Source organism: Paenibacillus sp. FSL M7-0896 (genome assembly GCF_037975415.1).
GTDB classification, from domain to species: Bacteria; Bacillota; Bacilli; order Paenibacillales; family Paenibacillaceae; genus Paenibacillus_AQ; species Paenibacillus_AQ silagei.
On the sequence record NZ_CP150250.1, the window covers coordinates 6,851,823 to 6,878,101 of the forward strand.

Annotated in this window: 19 protein-coding genes; 6 read left to right on the plus strand and 13 right to left on the minus strand. The window is 53.8% G+C overall.

Annotated elements, in window-relative coordinates; genetic code table 11:
* Nucleotides 1–52: 52 nt before the first annotated feature.
* Both MKY12_RS29680 and MKY12_RS29685 read left to right on the plus strand, forming a co-directional pair.
* Nucleotides 53–772 carry a 3-ketoacyl-ACP reductase gene (locus tag MKY12_RS29680; protein ID WP_036692186.1) on the plus strand — a complete coding sequence of 240 codons (720 nt, stop codon included), beginning with the start codon at nucleotides 53–55 and terminating at the stop codon, nucleotides 770–772.
* Nucleotides 773–811: 39 nt separating this feature from the next.
* On the plus strand, nucleotides 812–1,135 hold the full coding sequence (locus tag MKY12_RS29685) for an antibiotic biosynthesis monooxygenase (RefSeq protein ID WP_209868553.1): 324 nt from the start codon (nucleotides 812–814) through the stop codon (nucleotides 1,133–1,135).
* A 512-nt stretch (nucleotides 1,136–1,647) separates the two neighbouring features.
* Here MKY12_RS29685 and MKY12_RS29690 read toward each other — a convergent pair.
* The 7 genes from MKY12_RS29690 to MKY12_RS29720 form a co-directional block, all read right to left on the minus strand.
* A complete protein-coding gene (locus tag MKY12_RS29690) occupies nucleotides 1,648–3,876 on the minus strand; it encodes an MMPL family transporter (protein ID WP_339311918.1) in 2,229 nt (742 codons plus the stop codon).
* 511 nt (nucleotides 3,877–4,387) lie between these two features.
* Nucleotides 4,388–6,286 carry an ABC transporter ATP-binding protein gene (locus MKY12_RS29695; protein WP_036728258.1) on the minus strand — a complete coding sequence of 633 codons (1,899 nt, stop codon included), beginning with the start codon at nucleotides 6,284–6,286 and terminating at the stop codon, nucleotides 4,388–4,390.
* The gene (locus MKY12_RS29700; protein ID WP_339311919.1) at nucleotides 6,283–8,043 is read right to left on the minus strand and encodes an ABC transporter ATP-binding protein; all 1,761 of its coding nucleotides are present in this window, start codon (nucleotides 8,041–8,043) and stop codon (nucleotides 6,283–6,285) included. The genes MKY12_RS29695 and MKY12_RS29700 overlap by 4 nt, the downstream gene beginning before the upstream one ends.
* The gene (locus MKY12_RS29705; RefSeq protein ID WP_051478267.1) at nucleotides 8,036–8,422 is read right to left on the minus strand and encodes a MarR family transcriptional regulator; all 387 of its coding nucleotides are present in this window, start codon (nucleotides 8,420–8,422) and stop codon (nucleotides 8,036–8,038) included. Before MKY12_RS29705 ends, MKY12_RS29700 begins: the two co-directional genes overlap by 8 nt.
* A 403-nt stretch (nucleotides 8,423–8,825) precedes the next feature.
* Nucleotides 8,826–10,232 carry a DNA-binding protein gene (locus MKY12_RS29710; protein ID WP_076080940.1) on the minus strand — a complete coding sequence of 469 codons (1,407 nt, stop codon included), beginning with the start codon at nucleotides 10,230–10,232 and terminating at the stop codon, nucleotides 8,826–8,828.
* A 143-nt stretch (nucleotides 10,233–10,375) separates the two neighbouring features.
* Complete coding sequence (locus MKY12_RS29715) at nucleotides 10,376–10,660, minus strand: aspartyl-phosphate phosphatase Spo0E family protein (protein ID WP_076080942.1); 285 nt, start codon at nucleotides 10,658–10,660, stop codon at nucleotides 10,376–10,378.
* Nucleotides 10,661–10,774: 114 nt separating this feature from the next.
* Nucleotides 10,775–11,692, minus strand: a complete 918-nt coding sequence (locus MKY12_RS29720; protein WP_339311920.1) for a LysR family transcriptional regulator — start codon at nucleotides 11,690–11,692, stop codon at nucleotides 10,775–10,777.
* A gap of 112 nt (nucleotides 11,693–11,804) precedes the next feature.
* On the opposite strand from MKY12_RS29720, the gene MKY12_RS29725 reads away from it, so the two are divergent.
* Entirely contained in the window at nucleotides 11,805–12,176 is a 372-nt protein-coding gene (locus MKY12_RS29725; RefSeq protein WP_339257651.1) for a CidA/LrgA family holin-like protein, read from the plus strand.
* Entirely contained in the window at nucleotides 12,176–12,856 is a 681-nt protein-coding gene (locus MKY12_RS29730; RefSeq protein ID WP_076080997.1) for a CidB/LrgB family autolysis modulator, read from the plus strand. Before MKY12_RS29725 ends, MKY12_RS29730 begins: the two co-directional genes overlap by 1 nt.
* A gap of 27 nt (nucleotides 12,857–12,883) precedes the next feature.
* Here MKY12_RS29730 and MKY12_RS29735 read toward each other — a convergent pair whose 3' ends face one another.
* Both MKY12_RS29735 and MKY12_RS29740 read right to left on the minus strand, forming a co-directional pair.
* Nucleotides 12,884–13,852: a Gfo/Idh/MocA family oxidoreductase gene (locus MKY12_RS29735; RefSeq protein ID WP_339251994.1), complete on the minus strand. Its 969-nt coding sequence runs from the start codon at nucleotides 13,850–13,852 to the stop codon at nucleotides 12,884–12,886.
* A gap of 53 nt (nucleotides 13,853–13,905) precedes the next feature.
* Nucleotides 13,906–16,221 carry an ATP-dependent DNA helicase gene (locus tag MKY12_RS29740; RefSeq protein ID WP_339311921.1) on the minus strand — a complete coding sequence of 772 codons (2,316 nt, stop codon included), beginning with the start codon at nucleotides 16,219–16,221 and terminating at the stop codon, nucleotides 13,906–13,908.
* Nucleotides 16,222–16,423: 202 nt separating this feature from the next.
* Here MKY12_RS29740 and MKY12_RS29745 point away from each other — a divergent pair, with 202 nt between their 5' ends.
* Nucleotides 16,424–18,364: an LTA synthase family protein gene (locus tag MKY12_RS29745; RefSeq protein WP_339251998.1), complete on the plus strand. Its 1,941-nt coding sequence runs from the start codon at nucleotides 16,424–16,426 to the stop codon at nucleotides 18,362–18,364.
* A gap of 165 nt (nucleotides 18,365–18,529) precedes the next feature.
* Here MKY12_RS29745 and MKY12_RS29750 read toward each other — a convergent pair whose 3' ends face one another.
* Nucleotides 18,530–18,961 carry a MarR family transcriptional regulator gene (locus MKY12_RS29750; protein ID WP_051478265.1) on the minus strand — a complete coding sequence of 144 codons (432 nt, stop codon included), beginning with the start codon at nucleotides 18,959–18,961 and terminating at the stop codon, nucleotides 18,530–18,532.
* A gap of 250 nt (nucleotides 18,962–19,211) precedes the next feature.
* Here MKY12_RS29750 and MKY12_RS29755 point away from each other — a divergent pair, with 250 nt between their 5' ends.
* Complete coding sequence (locus MKY12_RS29755; RefSeq protein WP_036728235.1) at nucleotides 19,212–20,906, plus strand: methyl-accepting chemotaxis protein; 1,695 nt, start codon at nucleotides 19,212–19,214, stop codon at nucleotides 20,904–20,906.
* Between the two features lie 520 nt (nucleotides 20,907–21,426).
* Here MKY12_RS29755 and MKY12_RS29760 read toward each other — a convergent pair.
* The 3 genes from MKY12_RS29760 to MKY12_RS29770 form a co-directional block, all read right to left on the minus strand.
* Nucleotides 21,427–23,436 carry an EAL domain-containing protein gene (locus MKY12_RS29760; protein ID WP_036728233.1) on the minus strand — a complete coding sequence of 670 codons (2,010 nt, stop codon included), beginning with the start codon at nucleotides 23,434–23,436 and terminating at the stop codon, nucleotides 21,427–21,429.
* A gap of 225 nt (nucleotides 23,437–23,661) precedes the next feature.
* A complete protein-coding gene (locus tag MKY12_RS29765) occupies nucleotides 23,662–25,326 on the minus strand; it encodes a hypothetical protein (RefSeq protein ID WP_339252002.1) in 1,665 nt (554 codons plus the stop codon).
* Complete coding sequence (locus MKY12_RS29770) at nucleotides 25,319–26,119, minus strand: ABC transporter ATP-binding protein (RefSeq protein ID WP_076080960.1); 801 nt, start codon at nucleotides 26,117–26,119, stop codon at nucleotides 25,319–25,321. Before MKY12_RS29770 ends, MKY12_RS29765 begins: the two co-directional genes overlap by 8 nt.
* Nucleotides 26,120–26,279: the final 160 nt, after the last annotated feature.

The window sequence follows — 26,279 nt, forward strand, 5'->3', positions numbered from 1 at the left end:
TATCTTCTAGAATTACCCATCATTCTATATATAAGGAGCGTGACGACAGGTTATGGATTTGAGAGGAACCAGTATTGTCATTACAGGTGCAGGCAAGGGAATCGGCAAGGCGCTCGCTATGGCGCTGGCTAAGGAAGGCGCCAACCTGGGGCTGATCTCCAGAACCTCGGCGGATCTGGAGGCGCTGAAGGCGGCGCTGACCGAGGTGTACGACATCAAGGTCAGTATCGCTGTAGCCGATATTGCCGTACGTGAAGAAGCGGAGCGGGCGGTAGTGGCTCTGCAGAAGGACCTCGGCCCCTTCGACGCGCTTATTAACAATGCCGGGATCGCCCAGTTCGGCACGTTCCTGGAGATGGACCCGGCGGACTGGGAACGGCATATGCAGATCAACCTGTTCGGGGCCTATTATGTGACCCGCGCGGCACTGCCTGCAATGATTGAGCGTTCGAGCGGCAATATCATCAACATCTCCTCCACCGCAGGAGAACGCGGCTTCGCCACAGGCTCGGCCTACTGTGCCTCTAAGTTTGCCCTTATGGGCATGACCGAGTCGCTGGCGATGGAGGTACGCAAGCATAATATCCGTGTCGTAGCGTTGACCCCAAGCACAGTGAATACAGGCCTTGCTTCCGATGCAGGTCTTAAGATCGGGGACGAGGACCGGATGATGCAGCCGGAGGATGTGGCCGAGCTGACGCTCGCTGCGCTTAAGCTGCCTGACCGCGTCTTCCTGAAAACAGCAGGTATCTGGACCACGAATCCACAATAAAGACTGACATTACGTACAGCCCTACAAGGAGGACTTGGCATGCTGGTAGTTACTAATACGATTAAGATCAAGGAAGGACATGGTGAAGCGCTGGCCTCACGGTTCAGCGCAGATAATGGGGTGCAGAGCATCCCCGGCTTCATCCGCATGGAGGTATGGCGCGGCGCTCCCAAGGAAGGCGTGGAGGAGCTTAAGATCAGCACAGTCTGGGAGAATGAGGAAGCGCTGAACGGCTGGACCTCAAGCCCCGCCTTCCGGGACTCGCACCGCGGTGCCGGCCGGAACGAAGCCATTGTTGGCTCCTCGCTCGACAAGTACGAGCTGCTGCACAGCCGTACTCCGGATGTCCAGGCTGACCAGTAGCACATCAGATCTAAACATGTTGAGAATTACTTTAACTAATGGCTTGCTGAGGGGGTTACCTCACCCGATTAGGGTGCAAGGGGTAGGCTTAATTGCAATTCGTACAACTAAATCGTCCGATACGCTGCCAAATCTCCGTTTAGATGTAGTTCGTGCAATTAAAATGCCCCTATACCTGGATTTTCGCCCATCCGGGCAAATTTAGTTGTACAGACTACACTTAGAAGAGGAAGTCCACCCGTTTCCCTGTTTTTAGTTGCACAGAATACACTTATCCCTGTTTTTTCGCTACGAAGGCAGCTTCGTACCTTACTGCTTTTATGGAATGAACTCACTTGTTTAATTCTGATGATCTACTAGCTTCGCTCAAAAGAAGCGCTTCTCCCTTTAATAGAGATTAGCTGGCAAAAACAAAAAAATCGCTCCTTTCGGGATGGTTGATGGATCTTCCATTTTCCCGAAAGGGCGATTTCTTTGTTGTTTTTTCAGAAAATTGTAGAACTAACTACTTCTTACCGCTGTGTATCCGAAGCAGAGGCTTCACTTACTTCCTGATGCTTACCCGGCCAGAAGGCCAGACGTCCGAAGAGAACAGTAATAGCCGGTACCAGGAAGGGACGGACCACGAAGGTATCCAGCAGAACACCGATCGCAGTGATAATCCCGAACTGGACCAGCACCTGAATAGGTAGGCTTGCCAGCACGGCGAACGTACCGGCCAGGATAAGTCCGGCGGAGGTAATGACCGAGCCGGTCTCATTCACACCTTCTGCAATCGCCTGCTTCAGCGGCATATGCTTACGCTTTTTCCAGATATTCGAGACCATGAAGATGTTATAATCCTCCCCGAGCGCTACCAGGAAGACGAAGGAATATAGCGGAATGGCCCCTTGAATCGCATCTGCTCCGAGCACGTAATGAATGATGATCCAGCCCAGGCCCAGTGCCGAGAAGAACGATAGAATTACTGTCCCCACCAGATAGACTGTGGCTACGACAGATCTGAGATAGACCAGCAGCAGCACCGTAATCAGGCCGATAACGACCGGGATGATCAGATCGGTGTCACGTTCCCCAAGCTCCTTGGTATCGTGCTGGGTAGCGGTCTGGCCGCTGATCCATACCTTATCCTGCGCGTTCTCAATCCCGGATTCCGTCAGGGCCGACTCAACCGTAGCCTGAAGTGCCGGGATATGGTCCATCGCCTCAATCGAATACGGATTGTCCTTGAACTCGATATCATAGGCAGTAATCTTCGGATTGACGGCCCCCTGCTGCGGGTCTGAGACCACATCCACGTAAGACAGGCTGCTCAGCACGGATTTCAGGTCTTCTCCGCCGGGTAACCCTTCCGTATCAACCATCAGCTTGGCGGGTGCCAGCTCACCAGGGGAGAATTGCTTGCCGATCAGGTCGAAGCCTTCCCGCGACTCCATAGTCTTCGGGAATGACGACAGAATATCATAGGTGAACTTAATTCCGCTGGAGAATGAGGCCAGCACTCCCAGAAGTACTACGGTAATTCCGACAATGGCCCACGGACGGGATACCACCAGGTACCCGATTCCCTTACGGCGGGCAGGCTGCGGCTGCGGCACCGGTCTGCCCTTGGCCTTGGCCCGCTCTGCTTCCATCTGCGGCGTGCGCGGCACGAACGGGAAGAAGGAGGTCCGCCCGAAGATCGCCAGCAAGGCCGGAACCAGGGTCAGACTGGCTACTCCCATAATCAGAATGGAGACGCTGAACGGCACTGCAAAGCGGTGGTACGCGCCGTATTTGGCCAGCAGCAGAGCGAAGAGGGCCAGCACCACGGTGAAGCCGCTCATCGCAATCGCCCCGGAGGAGTGGGAAATGGCGCTCAGTAGTGCGCGCCCCTTATTCTCCTCCACCTTCAGCATCTGACGGAAGCGCGAGATCAGGAACAGGCAATAGTCTGTCCCTGCCCCGAAGAGCAGCACCGTCATGATCGAGACCGCCTGCGAATCCACTGTAATCCAGCCTTCCCTGGCCATCAGGCCAAGCACCGGGCTGGTTACGCCATAAGCGAAGCCTACAGCAACCAGCGGAATCAGCGCCAGAATCGGTGAACGGTAGATCAGCAGCAGGAAGACCAGCACCAGAATGACAGTGGCAATCAGCAGCGACACATCGGCATTCTTGAACAGCCCTGTAGCATCTACCGAGATTCCGACCGGGCCGGATACGCGCAGGCTCAAGTCTCCGCTGTCGGGCTTGGCGGCAGACGGGTCAGTCCCCGTCTCCGTCCGAACCAGCTCCTTCAGGCTCTTCAGCGACTCTCCGAGCTGGTCGCTGTCCGCCGTCTTGTCGAACAGCACCGGGGTGACCAGCGTGCTCCGATCCTCCGACAAGGACGCCTGCAGCGCCTGCGGCGGCAGCTTGCCCAGCGGAGGAACGAAGTTCTGATGCATAAGAGGCTGCTGCTCAAGCTTGCTGTATACTGCTGTTATATGTACGAGATCCTCCTCCGCGATTCCTCCGTCACGATGCCATACGAGCAGTGCCGGCACTCCGCTTCCGGCCGGAAATTCTCTCTCAGCAACGACCGATGCCCGCACCGATTGTGAATCCTCCGGCAGATTGGAGGCATTGTTAGCAACCTGTGAATTCACTGATGGCCATAGCATCGTAAGCACCCCGACCAGCGCAACCCATACCAGCAGAGTGATCCATTTGGTCTTGCTCCCTGCTACCCATTTTCCGTAGCCCGACATACCTTTCATCCTCTCTCCTATCCGTCCGCCCAAGTAGAAACGGCTGTGCTGTCCTTTTAAAGGACGACACCGTTTCAGCGAGAAATATAAGGATAATTTATAGCGCGAAACATATAAATTCTTATATTTCAAAAAATGAGCCGCGGGTCATTTTGATATCCTTATCATATATACCCCGAAAATTTTAAGCAAATCTTTTTTCTGAAATGTTGAAAAACTAGAGTGATCACTGCCGCTGCTGCCCGGAAACAGCTGACTCAATGCCGCTAATAACGGGTGATCGTAGACACTCTCTCTAGTATTATCTGGGAAAAGTTGTATTTTATGCAGGAAAGGTTAGGTTGGTGGAGTCGAGTAGCGGCATAGTTAAGTGGTGAGTTGATGTGTGGGTTGCATTGTATTCGGTTTTTATAAAAAAAGCGTTCATACAGAGAATGTCCGAAGACGCTCTGCATGAACGCTAAGTTATACTTGGCTGTGGTCTACAGCCGGCTATATTCAGGTAACTGTTCTATTCGGATCAGCCTGCGTCCGGCAGGTCATCCCCGGAGAACTGGCTGTTATAGAGATCGGCATAGAAGCCGCCCGCTTCCAGCAGTTCCACATGGGTGCCCTTCTCAATGACGCTACCCTGGTTCATCACCAGGATCAGATCGGCGTCCTTGATGGTGGACAGGCGGTGAGCGATCACGAAGCTGGTTCTGCCGTGCATCAGCGTGTTCATCGCCTTCTGGATCTGCACCTCTGTCCGCGTATCTACGCTGCTGGTTGCTTCATCCAGAATGAGGATGGACGGATCGGCCAGAATCGCCCGGGCGATGGTAAGCAGCTGCTTTTGACCCTGGGAGATGTTCGAGGCCTCTTCATTCAGAATCGTGTCATACCCGAGCGGCAGCGTACGGATGAAGTGATCGGCATGCGCAGCCTTGGCTGCCCGCACCACATCAGCCTCCGAAGCCCCTTCCCGGCCGTAAGCGATATTATCGCGGATGGTCCCGTTGAACAGCCAGGTATCCTGAAGCACCATACCGAATTTGCTGCGCAGCTCGCTGCGCTTCATATCGGTGATGTTCACACCGTCGATCACAATTTCCCCGCCGCTGATCTCATAGAAGCGCATGAGCAGGTTGATCAGTGTGGTTTTACCGGCTCCGGTTGGTCCTACAATTGCAATGGTCTGTCCCGGACTGACCTCGATGTTCATGTCTTCAATCAGGAGTTCACCCGGCTTGTAGCCGAACTGTACGTGCCGGAATTCCACAGAGCCCTCTTCTGCAGCTGCTGAACGTTTCGCCAGTGTAGCAGCCACTTCAGGGACTTCCTCGTCCTCATCCAGCAGTTCAAATACACGTTCTGCCGAAGCGATGGTGGACTGAATGATGTTGGCAATATTGGCAGTCTGCGTAATCGGCATGGTGAACTGGCGCGAATATTGGATGAATGCCTGGATGTCACCGACGTCGATCGCTTTTTTGGTCACGAAGATCCCGCCGACCACACATACCAGCACATACCCCAGGTTCCCGATGAACATCATCAGCGGCATAATAATCCCGGAGATGAACTGGGAGCGCCAGCCGGAGTTATACAGATCCTCATTGATGGCATTGAAGTCCTTCAGGGAATTCTTCTCCCGTCCAAAAGCCTTGATGATCCGGTGACCGGTATACATCTCCTCCACATGACCATTCAGCTGGCCCAGCGATTTCTGCTGTCCGACGAAATAGGTCTGGGAGCGCTTGGTGATCAGCATAATCACCACGAAGCTCAGCGGCAGCGTTACGATCGTAATCAGGGTTAGCCACGGGCTGATCGTCAGCATCATCACAATAACCCCGACAATCGTCACAATAGAGGTGATCAGCTGGGTTAAGCTCTGCTGCAGGGTGGTACTGATGTTGTCCACATCATTGGTCGCCCGGCTAAGAATCTCCCCGTGGGTCCGGGAATCGAAATATTTCAGCGGCAGCCGCTCCAGCTTGCTGTTGATCTGCTCGCGCATGTCGTATACGACCTTCTGCGCCACACCGGCCATGACATACTGCTGGATATAACTGAACAGCGCGCTGAACAGATACAGGCCTGCCAGCAGGATCAGAATATCATTCACATAGCCAAAATCAATCGCCGCCCCAGGCACGCCCATCATCTTGCCATAAGCGCCTTCGAACAGCTTGGTCGTTGCCTTACCCATCACCTTAGGGCTGAAAATACTGAATACGGTACTGGCAATCGCCATTACGAATACGATAATCAGCTGTACCTGGCGCGGGCGCAAATACCGGATCAGGCGGCGCAGGGTGCCCTTGAAATCCTTCGCCTTCTCGGGAGGCATACCCATGCCGGGTCCGCCCGGGCCGGGGCCGAATCCGCCGTGTCTGCGGGCGGGCGGCTTCATTGCTTTGTTCTGCTCACTCATGCTATTTCCTCCTCTGACAGCTGCGAGGATACGATCTCGCGGTACACCTCATTGTTGTCCAGCAGCTCGCGGTGCGTGCCCATACCGACAATTTGACCTTCATCCAGTACGATAATCCGGTCTGCATCCATTACCGTGCTTACCCGCTGTGCGACGATAAGGACAGTAGATTCCGTAGTCTCCTCCTTGAGCGCGGCACGCAGCTTGGCATCGGTCTTGAAGTCCAGCGCGGAGAAGCTGTCATCGAACAGATATACCTCCGGCTTGCGGACGAGGGCACGGGCTATCGACAGACGCTGCTTCTGGCCGCCGGAGACGTTACCGCCCCCCTGGGAGATGCTTGAATCGAAGCCTTCCTTCATCGCTGTGACAAAGTCATAGGCCTGTGCCACCTTGGCGGCATGAAGAATCTCCTCCTCGGTAGCATCCTCTTTGCCGTAACGGATATTCTCGTTGATGGTACCGGTGAACAGCACGGCTTTTTGCGGAATATAACCAATCTTGCTCCGTAATTCCTCCTGCGTCATCTGGCGCACATCCACACCGTCCACACTTACCGTACCTTCTATGGCATCATAGAATCTCGGAATCATGTTCAGCAGCGTGGACTTGCCTGACCCGGTTCCGCCGATAATGGCGGTAATCTCACCGGGGCGCGCACTGAAGGTAATTCCCGACAAGGCTGCCTGCTCTGCACCCGGATAAGCGAAGGATACATTGTCGAACTCCACATACCCGCGCAATCCGTCACGGCCGTCCTCCTGTGTAGCTGTAGCCGTAGTCTTCAGTTCTGCAGAGGTAGGATCCTTAATCTCTGGCTGCATATCCAGCACTTCATTAATGCGCAGCGCTGAGGCAGAAGCTCTTGGAATCAGCACAAACATCATCGACACCATGATCAGCGAGAACATAATCTGCATTGCATACTGAATGAATGCCATCAGGGAGCCAACCTTCAGATCCCCATCGCCAATGCGGATTCCACCGTAATACAGAATGGCAATCATCGAGAAGTTCATGACGATCATCATCAGCGGCATCAGTCCCGCCATCACCTTGTTCACTTTAATCGCCGTGTCGGTAAGGTCGCGGTTCGCCGAACTGAACCGTCTGTTCTCATGCTCAATCCGGTTGAAGGAGCGGATGACGCGGATACCGGTCAGATGCTCGCGCAGCACCAGATTTAATTTGTCCAGCTTGATCTGGATCGCCTTGAACAGCGGTAGACCCTTCATTCCGATGAAAAATATCGCTCCGACCAGCAGCGGAATCACCACTACAAAAATCAGCGAGAGCTTGGCGTCCTCAGACACCGCCATAATAATCCCGCCGATCATCATCATCGGGGCACCGACCATCATGCGGAGCATCATAGTCAATACTGTCTGAACCTGTGTGATATCATTAGTGGTACGTGTAATCAATGAGGCCGTACCCAGCTTATCGAATTCATGGAGCGTAAAATTCTCCACATGATTGAACACCCGGGAACGGGTATTCTTCCCGAAGCCTGCCGCCACTCTGGCTGACAGATAGCTGGCAATAATAGAGCATAGCACACCGCCAGCCGCCACCAGCAGCATGAAGCCGCCGATTCTCCAGATATAAGGCTGGTCGCCGTCCACAATCCCCTTGTCGATAATGTCACTCATCAGGGTCGGAAGATACAAATCCCCCATGGACTGCAGAAATACAAGAATCAGTACAGCCGCAATGGCCCAGCGAAAGGGCTTCAGTTGTTTCATTAATTTAATCATGCTTCTCATCTCCGTTCATTTGTAACCGGTCTAGATTAGGCGGAGGATTATCCTCCATAAAGGCATAGACTTTCAGCAGCAGTTCCGCCAGTTGATCAGATTCTTCCTCACCTAAATACTCCACCATCCTGTTAAGTGTGGCGTCCATATGGTCCCTGGCCCTGCGGGTAATAATTTTCCCCTGTTCGGTCAACTTGATGCGCACTACCCTCCGGTCAGACGGATCAGCCTGCCGTTCTACCATCTGCTTGGCTTCAAGACTGTTAATCAGCTGGGTTACTGTTGGCGGAGTCAGTCCCAGGAAGCGGCTGATCTCCGACACCTTAAGTCCCAGATCTGAAGCATGCGACGCCCGTGCAATACATATCAATAAAGTCATCTCACTTGGCTTATGCCCCTCCACTGAGTGATGCCAATGCCCTTTGCGCAGCTTCCGAAGTGCAGAGAAAAGCTTGTGTCCGACTGAGTTTTCACCTTCGCGATTTATCCCAATGCTTCCACCCCATTTTAGTTAGGTCTACAAATAATTAAACCATGTATTAATTAGGCTACCTAATTATATTTTCGTGCCTGCAATTTGTCAATTCCTGATTACGCTCTTACTATGTAATTTATTTCACATTACCACGCGCAAACGCTCCCGCGACACAGAGGGCCGGGGAGTCTCTCTTAGCTATACAATTAACTGCTCTAATCCGCTTTAGAATTCCACTCCGTGTTCAACAGCAGTTAACCCTCTTGTCTTAGACTTCTGATCTGTTCCTATACCCGCAAGAATGAAGCTAAACAATACCAAAACGCTGGCCGTCATCAACAGTGATCTCTTCATGCGCTCTCACCTCCCTGATGAGCTCCCGGTACGCATTCTGCTGGGTATCCGAGGCATAGTCTCTGTTCAGTTCAAATAAGGTTACACAGTTAATGAAGTCCTTGCCGCTGTTCAGTCTGATGGTCAGACGCAGGCAATGAATGATATAGTCTATTCCCTTGGCATACTGCTGGCGGGAGATATGATAGATCGCAATCTGATAATAGAGACGGTACACCCGGTCTACATTGATCGTATCCTGGAATTGTTCGAAGCGCAGCATCTCCCGGGAAAAGCGCGACATCACCGCATCAGCGGAGAACCCGAAGCGGTTGGCCGACTCCATAATGATCACCATGCCGGACAGAATCTCACCGGGATGCTCGGACAAGAAAGCGATATAGGACGGCAATACAGAGATATTGCCCATCAGAATCTCCAGCGTGAACCCGTTGGCCGTGGCAAACAGCTTGAAGCTGTCCACACTGCTGCGCCCCTCGTCATCCAGCATCTCGAACCATCCCAGGTCCGCATAGCCGGCGGTATATTTCTTGGCCTGCTGATACTCCCCCTGCTTGGTAAGCGCCGAGGCCTTCAGCAGATAACCGTGCCCGTAATAGACCACCAGCGGACGTTCTGCCTGAAAGGCCTCTGCCCTCTTCCCCTTGCTGCGGCGCAGCTCCTCGCGGTAGATTCCGCTTGCTAATGCCCTCAGCTCATCAGCGAATTTCTCCACATCCTTCCAGCGGTGCAGCGCGAAGCATACCTTCGCCAGCTTCAGCAGCCCGTCCAGCTGCATCTCCTCGGGAAGCAGCCCGCGGTATGGCTCGAAGCTGATGACGGCGCGCAGCTTCTGCTCCATATCCACATCCGGAGTAGACTGTAAAGACATGAAGATACGGTACTGGCTAATCGCCATACGCTCGGAATAGCTGTCTTGTTCATGGTCTACAATCAGCTTGTAGAATACGATGGACTCCTGTACTTTGCCGCTGCAGAATAGCCTCTCTGCCACCCTGTAGATGATATCCAGCGGCCGCTGATATTCCATAATCCGCCTTAAGACCTCTTCAATGCATTGCTGCTTGCCCATCTCGGCACATTTAACCAGGAAGGGCTCGATACGGCGGCGGGAGATCCGCTCTTCACTGAAGCACTCATCCACATACAGCGGATACAGCCAGCCTTCCGGGAAGCCGAAGGCCCGGATCACGGCATCGAGCTGTCCCAGCGAGATGGGCTTCGGCGGATTGCCGTGAAGAATGGCGCTGAGACTGCCGCGGTTCAGGCCGGAGACTTTGGCAAATGAGGCAAGATTATGGCCCGAGCGGGACAGATTCTTCTCGATTTCCGTACGTAATGTAGTCAGCTTCGCCTCCACCCGGCACCTCCCTATCCATCATTCAGGTTATCCTTCTATTAATTGCCATTATAGGACAACACTATGAAAAGCACAACAAAATGGCCCCACATTAGTAGGACCATGATTAACAAACACCGTCAGATGCTTGGGTGTATTATAGATTATTGCTGCAGAGCCGCCTGATTCCTGATCCGCTGGCTCTTCTTATTCTTGCCGTAGGGCGCGGCTCCATTCTTGCGGCTGCGCAGGCTCTCCATCATCAGGTTCTGAGCCATCACAATATATCCGTCCAGCCGCTGGCTAAGCTCCAGCACTGTATGGTCGCTCAGACTCCGTTCCCGGGCCACCTCCAGCAGCTCGCTTCTTAAATTCTCTATAGTAAGGAACAGCTCATCTTCTCTGTAATCCCGGCCGCTAACATCAGGAGAATTCTGGTAAAGGTTCACGGTTACTCACCTTCTCTCTATCAACTTCTCCCTTATCATAAATCATGATGCCAAAAAACAAAATTTGCAAAAAAAGAAAAAAATGTCGGCGGAAGTATAAATAAGCTCTGTTATTTATATATCCTCCGGAGGCTCCGGCCGCGAATACCGCTCTCCTAGTACATTCATCGCAAAAGCAATCCACTCCCTTGCGGCAAAGGACAGATAGCGGTCCTTGCGCCAGATCATGCCCAGCTGCCAGGGAATCACCGGCTCGGTCAGGGGAATCACCGCAATCCGCGAACGGTCAATATCCCGGCAGATGGTCTCCGGCAGCAGCGCAATGCCCATTCCGGCGGCGACCATCCGGCTGATCAGATCCCACTGGGAGCTTTCATAGACCACCTTGGGCTGAAAGCCAGCTTTGACACATTCCGAGATAATCCGGTCATGGAGGGCGAAGTCCTCCCGGAACAGGACGAACTCCTCCCCGGCCAGCTCTCTCAGCGGCACCTGCTGCGCTCCGTCCAGACGGTGGCCTGTGGGAACCAGCAATTCCAGCTTCTCCTCCACAAAGGTGAAGCAGTGGAATCTGGCCGGGTCCACCGGCAGTACAATCGCCCCGATATCGAGCAGGCCGGACTCTACGTCATCCTCCACTTTCTTCGCCCCGTCCTCATGCAGCCGGATCGTCACCTCGGGATACTTCCGGTGGAATTCCCCGATGACCGCCGGGAAGAAGCTAGCCCCAACCATGGGCGGAAGTCCGATACGGATATGCCCCTGCTTCAGATTGCGCAGGCTGTCCAGCTCGGAGGAGAGGCTGGCAAAGGACTCTACAATGTTCTGCGCCTTGACGAGCAGCAGCTCTCCCGCATCGGTCAGACGGATGCTCCGGCCCTCGCGGTAGAACAGGTCGGCCCCCAGCTCCATCTCCAGATTGCGGACCATCTTACTGATGGTCGGCTGGGTGATATACAGCGATTCTGCGGCTCTGGAGAAGCTGTTCAGCCTGGCGGCCTGCACGAAATACTCCAGCTGTCTGATATCCATTAGGTAACCTCCATGCATAGACAATTAGAATGCGAGATATTCAATCCATTCATTGTACCTATGAAAGAATTAGATGTAAAATTTCAGTAAGAGATGAAAGGAGGTAATCATGATGAAAAAGATTGCCTTAGGCTTACTGCAGGTGGCCGGACTAACCGTGTTCTCCCTGCTCGTTAACGGATTAACCTCACTACTGCATATTCCGCTTCCCGGAAGCATTATCGGGATGATTCTATTATTCCTGCTGCTCGAATCCGGCGTGATCCGTATGAACTGGGTGGAGGCAGGAGCTTCTTGGCTGCTGGCTGAGCTGCTGCTGTTCTTCATTCCATCGGCTATCGGGGTCATGAACTACTCGAAGCTGCTGGAATCCTTCGGCCTGCAGGTACTGGCTGTTGTGCTCGTGGGCACCTTTGCTGTCATGGCCAGCTCGGGTCTGCTGACAGGGATGATCTATAAAGTAAAGGAGCGTAGAAGCTCATGATGACCGGACTATTATTCCTTGGACTTACCATTGCGGTATACCTTGTAACCAAACGGATTTATGCGGCCAGCGGCAAAATGTACGCCTCTCCGCTGATCATCACCCCGCTGGTAATCATCGGCTTCCTGCTGATCACAGGCAGCTCCTATGAATCCTACAATGCAGGCGGCAAATGGCTGTCAGACCTGCTTCAGCCGGCGACAATCGCCTTTGCAATTCCGCTGCACAAGAACTTCAAGCTACTCAAAAAGCACGCCGCCGAAATTGCGGCAGGCGTGCTGTCAGGAACGGTAACGGCTGTACTGTCGTCCATGCTGCTGGCCAAATTAATGCACCTGAGCGGAGATCTCGCCACCAGCCTGGTCCCCCGTTCGGTAACTACGCCGATTGCCATGAGCATCTCACAGAGCATCGGCGGAGTTCCCAGCATCACCGCAGTCTTCGTCATTCTCACGGGTGTGCTTGGAACGATGATGGGTCCTTCGGTGCTGCGCCTCTTCCACATTGAGAATGAAGTGGCACGCGGGGTCTCGCTGGGCACTGCAGCGCATGGCACCGGCACCTCCAAGGCCTTCGAGCTTAGCTCGCTGACCGGCACCATCTCCAGTATCTCGATGATTCTGGCGGCGCTGTTCTCCATTGGGCTGGCACCCGCACTGATCGCAGTGTTCATTCATTAAGCAGCTCCCTGACCCTAGGACAGAGTCCTACAGCTTCACCGGCAATCCGCTCTGGGCGGATTCATACGCGGCGCAGGTTACCTTCAGCGTCTTGTACCCGTCCTCGTAATCGCTGAGAATACGGGAGCGGTCTCCGGTGCGGACAGCGTACAGGAAGGCCTCGCTCTCTACAGCGTAAGGGTTGCCCGTATTCTTGTATTCCTTGCTGTCCCCGCTGCGGACTTCAAGCAGACGCTCCGGGTTCCAGTCAAGCATGCCGTTGTCATTATAGAAGCTGATTCCAGCCTTGTTCACCTCTCCTGGCAGCACACAGGTATTGGAGATGCTGGCGATAATGCCGCTTGCAAGCTTCAGCGATACGGTGCCTACATCGGCTACGGTCACCCCTTCATGCTTCTCATGCATAATCCGGTTGCCGAACATGCCGTAGACCTCTGTCACCTCACCGGCCAGATAACGCAGCAAGTCAACAATATGCGTCGTCTGCTCCGTGAATTGCCCGCCGGACTGCTCCTGATTGCGCCACCACGCCACGCCGGGCATTCCGCCCATCCATTCTCCGGTAATCATCCCTACCTTGTCTCCGGCAAGCGTCTGCTTCAGCCGCTGGATATTCTCCTGATAGCGGAAATGATAGCCTACCGAGGTCAGCAGCTGATGCTGCTTGATATCCTCCAGCAGACTGGCCGGAATGGCCGTACTTGAGCCTAGCGGCTTCTCGATGAAAAAGGGGATAGCCCTGCGGATCAGCGCCCGCTCAATCGCCCCGTGCGACTGTGGCGGCACGCAGATGTAGACGGCATCCAGCTTGTGGCTGTCCAGCATCTCGGTAATCTCCCCGTAGCCTTCGGCCCCGTAAGGGCGGGCCATCTCTTCTCCCTTAAGCTTGCTGCTGCCGCAGACCGCCTTCAGCGACACATCCTCCATGCCCGCCAGCAAATCCGCATGTACCTTGGAGAACCAGCCTGTTCCAACAAGTCCGATATTAAGCGTCATGTCATTACCTCCTGAGTTGTCTGGTGAATGCCTTTTCAGTAGATTATACCCGCTTAGGTCAACACAGAGTAGTCCCGCCACTCCTCTGGAAGCAGCTGCCGGTAGGAAGGCTGCATGAAGCGGTCGTCTGCAAGCACAATGACCCCGCTGTCGCTCTCACTGCGGATCAGCCGTCCTCCAGCCTGCTGCACCTTGCACATGCCAGGGTAGATATAAGCATAATCGAAGCCGTTCTTGCCCTGTGACTGGAAATAGCTCCGGAGCAGATTGCGCTCCAGACCCACCTGCGGGAGTCCTACACCTACGACCATCACCCCGTTCAGCCGGTCGCCGGGCAGATCCACCCCTTCGGAGAAAATACCGCCCAGCACGGCAAAGCCAAGCAGCGGCTCCGGGTTATCCGGGCGGAAGGCCGCCAGGAAGCTCTCCCGCTCCGGCTCGCTCATCCCGCTGCCCTGCAGCAGCGTAGGGACTTCAGGGTACTTCTCGGTGAACACCTCATAGACATTCCTCAAGTACACATAAGAGGGGAAGAAGACCAGGTAGTTGCCCTTCTTCGAGACCATGCCTTTAAGAGCATTACTAAGCGGCTGTAAGGAAGCCTCCCGGTCATGAAACCGGGTGGATACCGGCAGGACAGACACCTGCCACTGCTCTTTGTGAAAAGGTGAGGCCAGGCTCAGACTGTAGTCCTCCTCGCCTGCACCGATCATATCCCTGTAATACGAGAGCGGCGAGAGGGTCGCAGAGAACAGAATCTGGCTGCGGAAGCTCTTGCCCATTTGCTGCAGCAAATGCGACGGATCGAGATTGAACAGCTTCAGATACACATCTCCGCTGCGCACCTCGGCATAGGTAATGTAACGTTCATCGTAGGTTTTGAAGGTGCGAAGCATCCCCTGTACTGCGTAATAGGTATCCAGCAGGCTATCCGCCCCGTCCTCCTCCGCCTGCACAGAGCTTACCGGGAAAGAGGAATTCAGCAGCTCCAGCTCCGCTTCGGCTGCGAAGTTCTCCAGCAGCTCCGGCAGCTCCTCCGGATAGGCCGCCCACTCTTCCGCACCCTTATCACCGCAGATCTTACGCAGCGCAATGAAGAAAGCGTTCACCGCTTTGGCGGCAGTGCCGAGCCGGGGATTCGCCGTTTTGTAGGTCCGGCTGAGCGCCAGGAAGGGTGCCTTGGTAAGCTCGGCCGAATACATCTCCCGGCCCCTGTCCACCAAATTATGCGCTTCATCCACCAGCAGCACGGTGTTCTTCTTACGCTCCTCAGACATGCGCTTCAGACTGATGCGCGGGTCGTAGATATAATTGTAATCGCAGATAACAACATCGCAGGCATAGGCGGCATCCAGCGAGAATTCAAACGGGCAGACCTTATGCTTATGGGCATAGCCGGCGATCGTCTCCCGGGTCATCAGCGTCTCATGCTCCAGCATATCAATCAGGGCGCCGTTGATCCGGTCATAATAGCCCTCCGCATACGCGCAGGAATCCGTGCCGCAGATGCCTTCCTCCCGGAAGCAGGCCTTCTCCTTCGCCGTCAGCGCAATGACATGCAGATGCAGCCCCCGGAGGTTCAGCATCGTGGCTGCCTCCTGCGCCGCGATCCGTGTAACGGTCTTGGCGGTCAGATAGAAGATACCGGCCGCCTTGCCTTCGCCCAGCGCTTTGACCGCCGGGAACAGAGTGGACATGGTTTTGCCGATGCCTGTCGGTGCCTGGGCGAAGAGGTTCGCCCCCTCAGCAATGGAGGTGTAGACTGCGGCTGCGAAATGGCGCTGGCCGGGCCGGTAAGCCGAGAACGGAAAAGACAGGTTCGTGATGCTCTCCCCTCTCTTCGCCTTGTAACGGACCATCATCTCGGCATACGGTGCATATCTGCTTACTGTCTCTAGCGCAAAGGCCGTCAGCGCTTCACGGGACATCTCCCGGTAGAGACTGTACTGTGCCTCGCTTCCCCGCTGCACATAGGTGAGCTTCACCTGAATGTAGGGAAGCTCAAGATCCGTTGCCAGCATGTAAGCGTACATATAAGCCTGGGCCCAGTGTACCTCCTTCCCTTCAAGCGCAGGGTCCGGGATTCCGGCCATGGACTTGATCTCCTCCACTGTCAGGCTCCCATCCTCTGCCGTAAGCAGTCCGTCGCAGCGCCCGTCAATCTGGAACAGCAGCTCTCCGTAAGCAATTCCGGTCTTCAAATAGACCTCCTTGCGGTCTCCTTCCTTGTATTGCTTCTGGATCAGCTGATGGCTGCGCGTCCCCTCCGCCATGGCGGCTCCGCTGCGGAAGCCCGGCTCCAGACTGCCGCTGCTGTAGGCAAATTCCACAAGCGCCCTCACGGACAGTATGATTTCTGTATGCTCCATCCGTCCCCACCTCCAATAATTTCCGCCAGCTTCCGCTGCGTAAGGCTCATATTCTTCGTTTAACGCCGATATCCCCCCGCCTGAGGGAGTGGCCTGCGCCGGGTTCGTTCTAGCCGTAGTTTACGCGCGCTCCAGGGAGTATACGGCCGCTTCTGATTTTTGACATTCCTTCCCTGGCACTGCATAATAAGTTCTATTGATAATGGTATTCTTATGTCCTCATGCTGCTGTTTCCTATCACCCGGGAAACCTGTTCATTCTTCAGAAAGAAGGCGAAGCTGTGTCATCCCAAACTGTGAAACGCTGGCTCCTTAAGCCATTTGTGTTCTTTTCCATTCTTTTTCTGTTCAAAAGCCTGCTGGCCTGGGGTGTAATCTTTGATGATTTGCAATTCTGGAAATCCGTATTGACGGAGCTGCCCTTTGTCTGGGCCCTGTTTTTCCTGATTGAGCGCTTTGCTTCCAGACGGAAGCTCGGCTATTACATGACGGTCAATCTGCTGGTTACCGCGATCTTTTTTGCCGCCATTATGTACTTCAAATATTACGGGGTCATTGTCACTTACCATGCCGCCGAGCAGGTGAACCAGGTCACTGCCGTCAAGAACAGCGTGTTCTCATTGATGGACCCTTATTATCTGTTGATCTTCACCGATATTATCGTGCTGGGCTTCTACTTCTTCATTAACAAGAACGGACGCAATTATAAAAAAGACCAGATCAACCGGCGCAGTGGCCGGACGCTGCATGTCGTACTGTTCGCGGTCTCGCTCGGACTCTGCCTGTTCAATATTCTTCCGAATAAGGCGAGCATGAATGAGATCAAGAAGGCCCAGGAGATGGGCATCCTTAATTATGAAGCATACACGATCTTTGCCAAAGATAAAACCGAGCTGGTCCAGGCCAGTGAAATCACACAGAGCACGATTAACCAGCTCAAGGGCATCGACCCTTCAGCAGTCTCGGCTTATGCCGGTTCCGCCAAGGGCAAGAATCTGATTGTGATCCAGCTGGAGTCCTTCCAGAACTTCCTGCTGGGTCTGAAGATAGACGGCCAGGAGATTACCCCTAACCTGAACCGCCTGATGGAGGAGAGCCTGTACTTCACGAACTTCTATCAGATGGTCGGCCAGGGCAATACCTCCGATGCGGAATTCGTGGTCAATTCGTCCTTCTATATTCCTCCGCAGGGTGCGGCCACCATGTCTTATATCGACAAGCAGCTGCCGAGTCTCCCCCGTCTGCTGGGAGACAACGGCTATCAGACGGCCACGTTCCACACCAATGTAGTGGAATTCTGGAACCGGGGCGAGCTATACAAGGCCCTCGGCTGGCAGAAGTATTACGATCACCAGTTCTTCGGTGATGAGGATGCCTTCTTCTTCGGCGCTTCCGATGAGGTGCTCTACCGCAAATCCTCGGAGAAGCTGAAGGAAATGAGCGATGCGGGCCAGCCGTTCTATGCCCAGGTCATCTCCATGTCGGCGCATCACCCGTTCACTATTCCTGAAGAAAAGCACAAGATGAAGCTTCCTGAGCGGTATGAAGGAACCTTTGTCGGCGATTATGTCCGGTCACAGAACTATGCAGACTATGCCTTCGGACAGTTCGTAGATGAACTGAAGGCGAATGGATTATGGGAGAACAGTCTGGTTATGGTCTACGGCGACCATATGGGACTGCCGATCTATTCGCTGGACCATGACGACAAGCAGCTAATGAAGGAAATCTACGGATATGATTACAGCTACGCCAATATGCTCAACATTCCGCTGCTTATCCATGGCGAAGGAATTGCTCCGCAGAAGCTTGCACAGGTAGGCGGAGAAGTCGATATTATGCCTACAGCTGCCAGCCTGCTGGGGGTATCCATGGATAACAACATTCATTTCGGCCAGGATCTGCTCAGCCAGTCCTACAATCTGCTGCCGCAGCGGTATTACCTGCCTACCGGCTCCTTCATCTCCAGCTCTGCCCTGCTGATTCCGGGCAACAGCTTCGAGGATAATACCCAATATCCGCTGGCGACCGGAGGTACTGCTCCGGCCGGCAACGAGGATGAATACAACCGCGCTCTGCGGCTGCGCCAGTTGTCTGACAGTTACGTCACGCAACTGCCGGACAAAGAACCTGCCGCAGAATAGCCAGACTCAAGTGGAAACGGCTTTGCCGTCCTTTTTAAGGACGGTTCCGTTTCAGCGAGAAATAGAAGGATAATTTATAGTGTAAAACTTATAAATTCTTATATTTAGACAAGAGGCAGCGCCTCTCCGTAACGGGAGAAGCGCTGCCTCTTTGTAATGCTTATGTTAACGCTCCTGATTCTCCAGCATGAGATAATAATCCGCGAAGTTCTCCAGCTCTGCCGGCTCCAGAATGGCCAGATGCTCTTCCAGCAGCAGCAGTGACCGGCGCTGTGCTTCTTCCAGCACCTCTTGTCCCTTGCCGGTGATCGTGACGATTACCGCTCTGCGGTCATTCTCGTCCGTCACGCGGGCGATCAGCTCCAGCAGCTCCAGCCGGTCCAGCATGACGGTGACTGCACTGGACTTCACCTCCATCTTGTCCGCCAGCTGAATCACCCGTGCCTGCTGCTCCTGAAAGATCATATGCAGCAGCCCGAATTGCGGCACAGTCAAGCCCAATTCCTTATGAAATGACATCTGCGACATGATTCTGCGCTGAACCTTCCACATGGATAATCCCACACGTTCGATCAAAGGATTGACTTCTTGTGACATCCCTTCAGCTCCCAGTCCGTTTGTTCTGCTTCAAGCGTACCATTATACGGGTCCGACATACAGTATTTTTTGAAACTAAAATAGGATTAAGCGCCTACTTTTCAATGATTTTTTATACATAAACCATCATTTTCCGACACAAAAATTCTTTTTCTGACGTCTGCTCAAACCGCAGCGTATGCGCTATAATCGTAGCAGTGAACCCCATAATTCACTTAATCTTTTAGAGTCAGGGCTGGTGATATTTGTTATGAAATTGGCAACAAAATTAACATGGATGATGCTGATTGTATTGCTACTGGTTGGTTCATCCATAGGCTTCTTCGGTTATCATGCGGCTTACAAGCAGATCGATGAAGCTGCAGGCATTGAATTGGTAGGCTGCGCGAATATAACAACCGGTCTTATCGATCCTGCCGACATAACCGCTCTGGCTGCCGGCGATACCAGCAAGCTGACTGCGATCGAAGACCGCATCGGATGGATCAGTGATCACAAGCCTATTTTCAAAGAAGCCTTCATTCTATCACTGGACGGCAAGGTGCTGGCCGCTGACAAGAACTTCAAACAACGCGGCTACAAAGCTGGAGACCCCTTCTACTTCGCAGATGAAGATAAAGAAATGATTACCACGATGAAGCACTCCGCCTACTCGAAGGTGTATACATATCAGGGCACCTCCCTCAAAACCGGCTACGGCCCCATCTATCAGGACCATGACCCTACCAAACCCATCATTGCATTAATGGCGATTAACTTCGACGGCCCCTTGATTCAATCGCGGACCATGGATATCATCACCCAGCCCTTCCTGATCGGCAGCTCCATTCTGATTATTGCGATTCTCGCCGCTTATCTGCTGATCCGCCGGATGGTCAGCCCTCTCACCAAGCTGTCCGCATCCGTGAACACGGTAGCCCAAGGCGATCTGACCCGGGAACCGCTGCTCTTCACAGCCAAGGACGAGATCGGCGAACTTGCACGCGACTTCAATGCGATGACCCTGAATCTGCGTGACCTGATCACACAGGTTAACGATACGTCCATGCTGGTTGCCTCCTCTTCCCAGGAGCTGTCCGCCAGCGCCCAGGAGACCAACCGGGCCGGAGAACACAGCGTTAATGTCACTCTGGATCTGGCCGACGGGGCACACACCCAGCTGCAGAATTTGGAAGGCAGCTTCAAGGCTGTGCAGGATATGTCACATTTCATTACCGAAATTGCAGGCAATGCCGACAGTGCAATGAACCAGGCAGCCATCAACTCCCAGAAAGCCCGGACAGGCCGGGAATCTATGGACTCGACCACCTCCCAGATGGCTATTGTGGGCGCAAGCATCTCGGATCTTTCTGGCATTATCGAGACGCTGGGCAGCCATTCCAAAGAGATTGAGAATATTGTCGGCACCATAGCCAGTATTGCCGAGGAGACGAATCTGTTATCCCTCAATGCGGCGATTGAAGCCGCACGGGCTGGAGAAGAGGGCCGTGGCTTCGCCGTTGTCGCAGGCTCTGTACGCAAGCTGGCTGAACGTTCAGCCGGATCTGCCCGCCAGATCGGCGAGCTGGTCAGTCTGATTGTCCAGCAGATGGACAAGGCCGGAGAGACCATGAGGCACTCCACGGAAGAAATGCATCACGGCAAAGAAATGATTATAGCGGCCGGCCATTCCTTCTCCGAGATTGAGTCATCCGTCTCCGATATGTCTGCACATAGCCAACAGATCTCAGCCACCGTGCGTGAGCTGGCCCTGCTCTCTGACGGACTGGTCGCTTCGATCCAGAAGATCGTAGCGGTCTCCAATCAGACGGCCGAGGGCGCCGAGACCTTGTCCGCCTCGTCTCAAGAGCAGCTTGCCGCCATGCAGGAGGTCGAATCCTCCGCCGCATTCCTCTCCTCCCTGGCAGAGAAGCTGCAGGTATTGGTCGAGAATTTCAAAATCTAGACCGAAGTCTCATACATTTTTCAGAATAAAATCACCCCGCGGGTGAAGGATGCTGCTGCCTTCTCTCACCCGCCGCTTGTATTGTTGCACATTTTGCAGGATTCCTTTATAAAGGTTACTGGATACGGGTACAATGTTGCATTATTTGCACAAATTCCGGGGCAGAGGGCAAGTTAATGCTGACTTTGTTGCATTTCGTGCAGGATTTCGGCATAGACCGCTTCTGTGGGGCAGTATTGTTGCACTTCTTGCAAGATTTCTCTATAAATGTTACTGGCTTTAGAGCATGGGGCCCTTCTCTCGGCATATCAGCACCCATTGTATTCGGTTTAATACGAAAATAAAAGTCGGGATGCGACTGATGCACCCGACTTATTTTCATTCCTGGGGGTGACAAGGCCTCTGTCTTGTCATGCCTGTTTTTCGCATACATTTCCTAAGTAGCTAAAAAGGCTGCCCTGATGTGGAACAACCCTCCACATCCAGGACAGCCTTTTGCGTGCAACAGCAACCAGGAGCATTATGCCGTATTCTCAATGAACCATTGGCCTAATTCGTTAACCGGCATCGGACGGCCGTAGTAGTAGCCCTGCATCACGCTGCAGCCCAGCGATTGCAGCAGTTCAATCTGCTCCGTAGTCTCCACGCCCTCAGCCACAACCTCCATGTTCAGATTGCTGGCAATGGCAATGATGTTGCTGATGATCGCTTTCTTGGAATGCATCTTGCTCTTGCGGATGAAGACCTGATCAATCTTCAGGGTATTCACTGGAATCTCATCCAGATTGCCAAGCGAAGAGAAACCGGTTCCGAAATCATCCAGGGACACCCGCACACCGAGATCCCGCAGCTTGGAGAGCTGGGCTACCGTCTCTTCCATATTGTTCATCGCAATCGACTCGGTAATCTCCAGTTCAAGGAAATGCGGCGCAAGGCCCGAACGCGACAACGCCTCTTCCACTACCTCATACAGGCTTCCGCCTTCAAACATCCGCGCCGACATATTAATCGAGACCGCTACACTGGCAACCTTCGCCTGATGCCAGAGCATATTCTGTCCGCACACCTCATGCAGCATCCAGTATGTAATAGGGACAATCAGGCCGGTCTCCTCGGCGATCGGAATGAACTCTCCCGGAGAGATGACGCCATGCTCCGGATGTCTCCAGCGCAGCAGCGCTTCAAGCCCCACGGTGACATTCAGCAGCGAATCCCATTTGGGCTGGTAGACCACCATGAATTCCGAGCGGGCCAGTGCCTTGCGCAGATCCTTCTCAAGTGACATCCGCCGGACCTGATGACGGTTCATCTCCAGATCGAACACACTGAATTTATTCTTGCCCGAATCCTTGGAGGTATATAGCGCCGTATCGGCTGCCTTCATTAGCGCCGAACGGTCGGTGCCGTGCGCCGGAGTCATGCTGATTCCCACACTCGCAGTTACGTACAATTCGTTACCTTCAATGCTGTAAGACTTCTTGAGCTCCTGAAGGATATGCTGTGCTACCTCCTCCGCCGCCACGGCGGTGCAATCCGGCAGCGCAATCAGGAATTCATCCCCGCCAAGCCGGAACACCTTCCCCTTCCCGCCCACGCAGCAGGTCAGCCTGGCAGACACTTCACACAGCAGCAAGTCTCCAATATCATGGCCCAGCGTATCATTAATCGATTTGAAGCGGTCCAGGTCAACAAAAAACACGGCGCCGGAGATCCCGCCGAAGAAATCATCCTTGAAGTAGCGCTCCAGACCATGCCGGTTCGGCAGCTCGGTGAGCGGGTCATGATAGGCCATGCGCTCCAATACATCCCTGTCCAGAAAAACAGTCCCGCCGGAGACTGCCAGCACGAACAGGGTAACCAGTGAAATCCCTGTCAGCAGAACCACATCGGTCTCCATCAGCATCGGGGCGGGCGCCTGCCAGCTGTAACTATGCAGGTCGCTTGCTCTCAGACTCGTATAATGCATACCGGTAACCGCCAGGGCGATGAATAGAGCCGAATACAGCTTCCAGCGGTTGAAGCCTGTATGATCCTTGAATCTGCGGAACATTAGAACTCCGATGTAGGAAGCAGCAAGGGCAATCAGTACCGATACAGCCTGATCCATTGCCCTGTAATGAATCTTGGCCTCCATCTCCATCGAGGACATTCCGGCATAATGCATGAACGAGATGCCGCTGCCGAGTATACCGGCGCCCGCAAGAAGCCGCCAGCTTCTCTGGCGGGGAGCCGTAACCAGCTGAAGGGTTGCATAGCAGGAGGACATAATAATAAGCAGGGACACGGCAGCCATCACCGGATGGTAGCTGACCTTGAACGGCAGGCGGCTGGCCATAATGCCGACAAAATGCATGGCCCAGATCCCGCCGCCAAGGACACAGGCACCTGAGAGCAGCCAGAGACGTCTGACCCGGCCCGCGGAATGGGAAACCTGTGAAATCAGATTAAGCGCGGAGTACGCTGCTGCGGCAGCTAGCGTATAGGATAGTAAAACGATCCAGATATTATAGTGGATTCCCATTTGATCCATAGTTGACCTCTTCACTGGTTATAGTATCAGCGTCGTTTCAGGGTCTATCTTAAGTTATAAATCAATATACGGATAGCGGATAAATGGAAGAGTATATAATGATTGCAGGTATTCTCTGAAAACTAACTTTAGCTGTATTTTACCTTGTAATCACCGGGCTGTCTAAGTAAATAATGGAACTTGGACCCTTTTTTGAACGCCGGCAAAAATTGTCCATATTTGTCCTCAGCCGCCTGCGCGAAGGGTTGGAAATCCGTTGTCCCGGGAGGTGTCCGGCAGGAAGGCCCTGCGCCAGATCCAGGCATTTGCAGCTACCAGAATTACCATGTAGATGTATATTCCTGCAGGAATCAGGGTGAAGACATAGTGCACTCCGGCCAGCCCCCCAAGAATGAACAATTGTACAAAAGCACTGCCGGTGAATTCCTTCCGCTGCGCCGCCTCGTACTTCTCCGAGAACGGGAGCGCCTTCGGGAACGTAAGGAAGCAAATCACGGCATACAGCAGCAGAGCCAGCAGGACGACTGCCATATCTGCAATAATCCAGGAGCCCAAGAGAGCGGTGAACACTGCCGCCTCCAGCAGAAAGAGCGGCACCAGCAGCTTCACGACCGCTGCCTTCAGCATTCCCCGGTAGACCAGCCCCTTGCCCGGCAAAGGAATCACCTGATAGATCCATGCCCCCTTATAGCTGGCCGAGTAACGGACCATCTGCACGACCGTCATCAGCAGCAGTGCGCTGTAATAGATAAACAGGAAGGACTTAGAGCTTCTGATCCCGGCCAGATCGCCGCTCCACACCTGATTGAAGATGAAGATAAAGGGAAAGATCAGCGAGAAGCCGATGGTCGGATACACCCGGAGCTTGAACTCGCGTTCATTCTTCATCATCGACCAGGTGAAGCGGAAGAACATGGCCTCCGCTTTGTTCCGGCACACGGTCTCCGACAGCACACGGGCAAGCCGCCCGCTATCCCGGCCCTCTGCGCCATGCTCAGCCAGCTTCTGAAGGCTGCGTTCAAATACCGGCATCAGCCGGATGTAGGCGGCGAACATCACGGCAGGCACCACCACAGAGAGCGCTGTCAGAATAACCACGGACCGGCTTCCTGTTCCGCCGCCCAGCAGCTCGAACGGCGCCCCGAACCAGACCGGAGCCAGCAGAAAATGCCACCAGGCGGGAGTGAAATCCAGCCCCAGCTCCGATAGATTGAACATCCGGCTAACCAGCTGCGCGCCGACAGTTACCCCCACAGACAGGACAATCTGAACGTAGTTGATGATGTCCTTGAGCTTTTCCCCGTCAAAGAACCTCAGGATCAGCAGATAGATTAGCGCAGTGAACACCAGAATGAAGCCGTCCATCAGCAGAATCTCAGCTGCGTACACGAAGAAGAAGCCCGGCCCGTGCCGGAATAAAGAGAATAACAGCGAAGGTCCGGTGAAAGTCAGCGTTAAGGTCAGCAGATAGATCAGAATATGTAAGCTCTTGGCCATGTTCAGTGTACGGCGGTCCACCGGCTTGGAGAAGAGGATGTTCTTATCCCGCAAATCCAGCATCACCGTCGAGAAGTCGGAGATCAGCGTCGTGGTGATCAGGAACATCACTATACTGAACAGCAGACTCATCATCAGCATATGATGATCTTTGGGCGCGACCATAGCGATCAGCATCAGCCCCAGCAGCAGATAGAGCCACTGGACTCTGAAGGGCGAGCCCTCCATCTCCAGCTTGGAATTCTGCGACCCGGAGAACAGGGTAGGTGTCCGTCTGCCATCCATCGTCAGCTTGACCTGAAGAATGCGGCGCATGAGCGCATAATCGGCCCCCAGGCCCTTAAAGATCCACTGTATCCGGTCAAGCAGCTTCAGAATCAGGAATTCATTCATGCCCCGCACCCTCGCCTATCACAGCCACGAACTCGCTTGCAATATCCCTGTATTGATCGAAACCGGTCAGCTGATTAAAAATCTCCTCCAGCGACCCCTCCCGGCTCTGCTCCCGCAGTTGCGTGAAGGTTCCGTCCGCGACAATATCGCCTCCGTCCAGCAGGATGATCCGGCTGCTGATTCTCTCGACCACATCCATAATATGCGAGGAATAAAAGATGGTCTTGCCCCTGGCGGCAAGCGTGGCGAAGATCTCCTTGACCACCATGACACTATTGGCATCCAGCCCGCTGAGCGGCTCATCCAGGAACAGAATATCCGGGTCATGCAGCATGCTGGCAATCAGCAGCACCTTCTGCTTCATCCCCTTGGAGTAGGAGGCAATCCGCATATCATAGGCCTTCTCCATGCCCAGCAGCCCCATCAGCTTCCGCGCCTTGTCATCGGCATCCGCCTGCTTCAGTCCGTAGAGCTCACCGGTGAAGGTCAGATACTCCCGCGCTGTCAGGCTGTCATACAGCTCTGCTACCTCAGGCACGTAACCGATTCTTTTTTTGTAAGCCGTATCCCCGTCCGAGATATCCCTGCCAAAAATCCGTATGGTCCCGTTGTAACCCTCCACCAGACCGAGCATAATCTTGACTGTCGTGCTTTTACCGGCCCCATTGGGTCCGATATATCCGATAATCTGCCCGCGGTATACCTTCAGATCAATCCCCCGCAGCACCATCCGGTCACTATAATTCATCCACAAGCCCTCAATTGAAATCACCGGCTCTTCCGTTAAGCCCATTGACGTCTCTCTCCCTTCAGTAAGCATACTCTTCATCCCGCAAACAAAAATTACCATTCACCCTATTCTAGCAAATTTTAGCACTTGATTCCTGTGATTTATCGCAGCCGGAATTCTGCATCAACCCGGAAACAGCAAAAAGAGCAGCCCTAAGGCTACT

Coding starts and splice junctions, on each gene's coding strand:
- MKY12_RS29730 (WP_076080997.1), top strand. CDS start 12,176: ATGACCGGACTATTATTCCTTGGACTTACCATTGCGGTATACCTTGTA.
- MKY12_RS29740 (WP_339311921.1), bottom strand. CDS start 16,221: ATGGAGCATACAGAAATCATACTGTCCGTGAGGGCGCTTGTGGAATTT.
- MKY12_RS29695 (WP_036728258.1), bottom strand. CDS start 6,286: ATGAGTGAGCAGAACAAAGCAATGAAGCCGCCCGCCCGCAGACACGGC.
- MKY12_RS29770 (WP_076080960.1), bottom strand. CDS start 26,119: ATGGGCTTAACGGAAGAGCCGGTGATTTCAATTGAGGGCTTGTGGATG.
- MKY12_RS29745 (WP_339251998.1), top strand. CDS start 16,424: ATGGTATTCTTATGTCCTCATGCTGCTGTTTCCTATCACCCGGGAAAC.
- MKY12_RS29720 (WP_339311920.1), bottom strand. CDS start 11,692: ATGGATATCAGACAGCTGGAGTATTTCGTGCAGGCCGCCAGGCTGAAC.
- MKY12_RS29690 (WP_339311918.1), bottom strand. CDS start 3,876: ATGAAAGGTATGTCGGGCTACGGAAAATGGGTAGCAGGGAGCAAGACC.
- MKY12_RS29725 (WP_339257651.1), top strand. CDS start 11,805: ATGAAAAAGATTGCCTTAGGCTTACTGCAGGTGGCCGGACTAACCGTG.
- MKY12_RS29700 (WP_339311919.1), bottom strand. CDS start 8,043: ATGATTAAATTAATGAAACAACTGAAGCCCTTTCGCTGGGCCATTGCG.
- MKY12_RS29685 (WP_209868553.1), top strand. CDS start 812: ATGCTGGTAGTTACTAATACGATTAAGATCAAGGAAGGACATGGTGAA.
- MKY12_RS29765 (WP_339252002.1), bottom strand. CDS start 25,326: ATGAATGAATTCCTGATTCTGAAGCTGCTTGACCGGATACAGTGGATC.
- MKY12_RS29680 (WP_036692186.1), top strand. CDS start 53: ATGGATTTGAGAGGAACCAGTATTGTCATTACAGGTGCAGGCAAGGGA.
- MKY12_RS29755 (WP_036728235.1), top strand. CDS start 19,212: ATGAAATTGGCAACAAAATTAACATGGATGATGCTGATTGTATTGCTA.
- MKY12_RS29735 (WP_339251994.1), bottom strand. CDS start 13,852: ATGACGCTTAATATCGGACTTGTTGGAACAGGCTGGTTCTCCAAGGTA.
- MKY12_RS29705 (WP_051478267.1), bottom strand. CDS start 8,422: ATGACTTTATTGATATGTATTGCACGGGCGTCGCATGCTTCAGATCTG.
- MKY12_RS29750 (WP_051478265.1), bottom strand. CDS start 18,961: ATGTCACAAGAAGTCAATCCTTTGATCGAACGTGTGGGATTATCCATG.
- MKY12_RS29760 (WP_036728233.1), bottom strand. CDS start 23,436: ATGGATCAAATGGGAATCCACTATAATATCTGGATCGTTTTACTATCC.